Source organism: Massilia rubra, assembly GCF_011682065.1.
GTDB lineage: Bacteria > Pseudomonadota > Gammaproteobacteria > Burkholderiales > Burkholderiaceae_D > Telluria_A > Telluria_A rubra.
Genome location: NZ_VUYU01000061.1, coordinates 1 through 4,229 on the forward strand (window position 1 = coordinate 1; position 4,229 = coordinate 4,229).

The following is a 4,229-nucleotide window of genomic DNA, read 5'->3' on the forward strand; positions in this document are numbered from 1 at the left end:
GGGGCCCCCGCGGGCGGGGCGCCGCCCCGGGCGCGCCCGCGCGGGGGGGGGGGGGGGGGGGGGCCCCCCGGGCGGGGCCGCCGCGCGGCCCCCCCGCCGCCGCGCTGGCGGCCGGCGTGGCGCTCGGCGTGCTTGGCCTGCTGGCGCGCGGCCTGGGCGCCGGCGGCGCGGCGGGTGCGGGGCAAGGCGCAGGGCACGTTCCGGCGTATGGCGCGGGAACGGGGACAGGGAAGGGCACAGGCAAGGGGGCGGCCAAGGGGGCGGGGCAGGACGGCGACGCGGCGCAAGGCAAGCGCGCCGGGCCAGGTCCGTGGACGCGCCGCCTGTCGGCGCTGATGGCGCGCCTGGCGTCGCTGACCCGGGTGTCGAAAGTGCTGGGCTGGCGCCAGGCCACCTATCTCCAGCAACTGTTCGACCTGTTCGACAAGGGCGACCTGGCCGAAGCGCTGCGCCACGCGGTGCCGATCGATGCGCTCGGCGGCGGGGCGTCGCGACCGGCCCTGGGCAGGCCGCGTCCGCGCACCAGCTTGACCGTGAGCGGCCCGAGTCCCTCCGCGCCGTCGATCAACTTCGCGGAAGACCTGGTGACGCAGCTGCGCGCAGCCTACCGGCGCAGTTTCGAGCGGCTCGACCGCGAAGGGCGGATCGACGAAGCCGTGTACGTGCTGGCCGAGCTGTTGCAGTGTCCGCTGGAAGCGGTCACCTATCTCGAAAAGAAGGAACGCTATCTGCAGGCGGCGCAACTGGCCGGCACGGTGGAACTGGCGCCGGCGGTGGCGGTGCGGCTGTGGCTCCTGGCCGGGGATATCGAGCGCGCGGTGCGCGTCGCGCGCCTGCACAACGATTTCGACGCCGCCGTGCGCCTGCTCGAGAGCCGCGACAGCGAGCACGCGGCGCCGCTGCGGCGCGCCTGGGCCGAGTACCTGGCCGCGCGCGGCGACCTGATGGCGGCGATCGATGTCATCTGGCCCTTGCCCGAGCATCATGCGCTGGCGCTGGGCTGGCTGGTGCAGGCCGAACGCAGCGGCGGCACGCTTGGCATGCAGGCGCTGGCGCGCAAGCTGGCGCTGATGCCGGGCACCCTGCGCTCGAGCGCGGTGGCGATCGAGGCGCTGCTGGCGGCGCCCGGCGAGGAAGGCGTGCAGCGGCGCGCGCGCCTGGCGGTGGCGCTGGTCGGCGCCCTGCCGGCTTCGGACGCCACGCGCCGGGTGGCGGGCGCGCTGCTGCGCAAGGTGCTGCCGGAACGGATGGAAGGCTTGAGCCGGCTCGACAAAACGGTGCTGATGCAACTGACCGACCTGGCCGCCAACGAGGCGCTGCGCGCCGACCTGCCGCTGTTTTCGACCAGGGATGCGCAAGCGGCTCCGGGCATGCCGCTCAGCGGGCGCAGCGAGCCGCTGGTGGTGAGCCTTGATGAACGCGGCCTGATGCCGATCCACGATGCGCGCGCGCTGCCGGACGGCGATTATCTGCTGGCGCTGGGCGAGAGCGGGGTGGTGCGGATCGGGCGCGACGGCGTGCAGCTGGCCCATTATCCGGTGCCGGCCGCGCACCTGGTGATCTCGCACAACGGCAAACGCGCGCTGGCGCTGATGGGGCGCGAGCGCACATACCGGGTCAGCCGCCTGGACCTGATCAGCGGCGCCGTGTCGGACTGGCTGACGCTGGAACTGACGCACTGGTCGCCCAATTACGACGGTGTGTCCTGGAACGTGGCGCTGGAGCGGCGCCTGGCGGTGCTCGACACGAGCGCGCCGCAGCAGAGCATCGTCTGGCAGGTGGCGGACTTGCCGGGACCGATTGTCTACTATGCCGACCGGGCCGGCGCGCTCACGCTGCTGTTGAAGGTGGACGACGGCATCGAGCAGTGGTCGTACGAGCAGCCGGGCCGCCATCTGCGCCAGCGCGACTGGTGGAACGACATCATCTTGCAAGAGGGCATGTCGATCTTGCCGGGCGCGGCGGGCGAGGCGCCGTATCTGGTGAGCGCCGACTGGATGAATAATGAACTGCTGGTCGCCCAGCATGGCAAGCCGACGCCGGTGACGGTGGCGCTGGAGTCGAACACGCCGCTCACCGTGATCATCGACGGCAAGTGGCTGGTGCTGGTGGTGGCGGTGGGAGAGGCGATCCGCTGCCAGATCGTCACCCGGGCCGATGGCAAGGTGCGCGCCCGCGTCGAGTTGGCGCAGGACGATGGCGCGCGCTTCAGTTTTCACGACGGGCGCCTGCTGGTGTTCGACCGGGCCGGGCGCCTGCTCGACATCGATTGCGCCTCCGGCCTGGCGCACAGCCTGTGCCTGAGCTGAGTAATCCATATGCGGCGCCGGCCGGTAGCGCGCCGGGCGCGGCCTACACGGCCTCGGTGTTCGGCTTGCACGGAAGAATCGGGCGCGGGCGCTACCTGATGTATTCGGTCTTTCCCACGTGCGCGACGCTGTTGTTGACTGCGCCGCTATTTATGCTTGCCGGGTCGTTACCGTTTGCTGTCATGCTGGGGTTGGTGCTGCTGGCGTTGCTGTCGCACCTGCTCATTGTGGCTGCGCGCCGCCTCGACGACCTCGATCGCGCGCGCCGGTGGGTCCTGCTGCTCGGGGTGCCGGGAATCAACGTGCTGTTCGTGCTGTATCTGCTGTGCGCCCCCGGCAATCCCGACGCCAACGCGCGCGGCCCGGCGCCCACCTCGAACGTATCGGCGTTCACCCAGGCGGCGTGGCTGGCCTACGCGTTGCCGCCGGTGATTGTGCTGGTCTTGTATATTCTCGCGACCTTCAAATTGCCAGTATGATATTGCCATTTTGATGTGCATGATTTCTATCTGGATTTGCCAATGACCAATCTGTACGCCGCGCCATCCGCCAACATGACGGCCACCGCCTATCAAGGCGACACCTACCTGCCGCGCATGTTTCAAAAGGATGGCCGCATCGGCCGGGTGCGCTATCTGGTGTACGAAATGATCATCACCGTGCTGACCGTGGCCGCCATGAGCGCGCTGCTGACCTGGCTGATCCCGGCCTACGGGCCGATGCTCAGCATGTTCGCCATGCTGGTCTGGATTCCGTCGACGGCGGTGACGCTGGTCGTCACGCGCCGCCGCCTGCATGACCTGGGCAAGTCGGGCTGGCTGGGACTGCTGCATCTGGTCCCCGTGGCGAATCTGTTGTTTGGTTTGTGGATGGTGTTCGGGCGCGGCGATCCGGATGCCAACCAGTACGGCGTGCCGCCGGCGCCGACCACGCGGGCGCTGGTGATTGCCGCCTTCTTGATTCCGATCGCCATCGTCGCGGTCTTGCCGGGTTACCAGGACCTCCAGGAAAAGTGGATGGCCGATATGGTTCGCTTCAAGACCGATGAATTTATGAAAGAGCACAAGGCTGAGGCGGCGGCAAAGGCGGCCGCCGCCGGGAACGACGTTGACGAGGACGCCGCTGCGTCGGACGACGCCAGCGTCGACGGCGAACAGGCGCCCGCGGCGCCGGAAAAGGCCGGTTCGACGCCGGCCCGGTGATGGAGGGGAGCGACACCATTGGATAATCCTAATCCTTACGCAGCACCGGCATCGGATCTGAATCCGGCGCGCGACCCGCGCGCCAGCTACACGCCGACGCCGTTCAGCCTGGATGGGCGGATCGGCCGTTTGCGCTATTTGGTGTATGGCTTTTTGCCGGGAGTTTTGTTGCTGATGCTGGTCGCGTATCTGGTCGGGCCGCTCGGGCTGGTCGAGCGGCGCGCGGTGGCGCAGCTACTCGCGCTTGCGGGCGCGCTGGCCGCGCTGGCGATTGCGCTGGCGATGACGCGGCGGCGCCTGCACGATCTGGCACGGCCGGGATGGTGGGCCTTGCTCATGCTGCTGCCGCCGGTCAATCTGCTGGCGCTTGGCTATCTGCTGTACCGGGCCGGGGACGCGGGTGGCAACCGCTACGGGCCGCCACCGTCCGAGAACACGACCTTGGTGGCGGCAGGGGTGTGGAGCATGCTCCTGCTGGGGGTGACAGCGATTGTGGCGCAGTTCGATGTCGGGTGAGGCGGGCCGGGGGGCGGCGCGGGCCGGGCAGGCGCAATGTTCACCACATCGCATCGGCGCCCCGACCCTTTGTCATGTGCGCCCAGCATGGGCGCACTCTTGTGGGTGAAAGTCCCGCCGCGAGCTGACCACAGTGAGCGAAGTGAAGCGCAACTGCATGAGGGTGACCGAGTGTGGAAAGGAAGCGTGGAGCGAAACTGCG

Annotated in this window: 4 protein-coding genes; all 4 read left to right on the top strand. The window is 69.4% G+C overall.

The genetic code is table 11. From position 1 onward, the window contains the following. Positions 1–116: 116 nt before the first annotated feature. The 4 genes from F0185_RS33900 to F0185_RS33915 are packed head-to-tail and all read left to right on the top strand — an operon-like array spanning position 117 to position 4,027. On the top strand, positions 117–2,309 hold the full coding sequence (locus tag F0185_RS33900) for a hypothetical protein (RefSeq protein ID WP_167233072.1): 2,193 nt from the start codon (positions 117–119) through the stop codon (positions 2,307–2,309). Beyond that, positions 2,297–2,788 (top strand): DUF805 domain-containing protein, encoded by a 492-nt coding sequence (locus F0185_RS33905; RefSeq protein ID WP_167233074.1) that lies wholly within the window; start codon positions 2,297–2,299, stop codon positions 2,786–2,788. The genes F0185_RS33900 and F0185_RS33905 overlap by 13 nt, the downstream gene beginning before the upstream one ends. 42 nt (positions 2,789–2,830) lie before the next feature. Continuing rightward, positions 2,831–3,511, top strand: a complete 681-nt coding sequence (locus F0185_RS33910) for a DUF805 domain-containing protein (RefSeq protein ID WP_167233076.1) — start codon at positions 2,831–2,833, stop codon at positions 3,509–3,511. 18 nt (positions 3,512–3,529) lie between these two features. Beyond that, entirely contained in the window at positions 3,530–4,027 is a 498-nt protein-coding gene (locus F0185_RS33915) for a DUF805 domain-containing protein (RefSeq protein WP_167233078.1), read from the top strand. Positions 4,028–4,229 lie beyond the last annotated feature (202 nt).

What these genes read in the sequence shown, in the direction of transcription:
- F0185_RS33910 (WP_167233076.1), top strand. Translation starts at nt 2,831, where the DNA reads ATGACCAATCTGTACGCCGCGCCATCCGCCAACATGACGGCCACCGCC.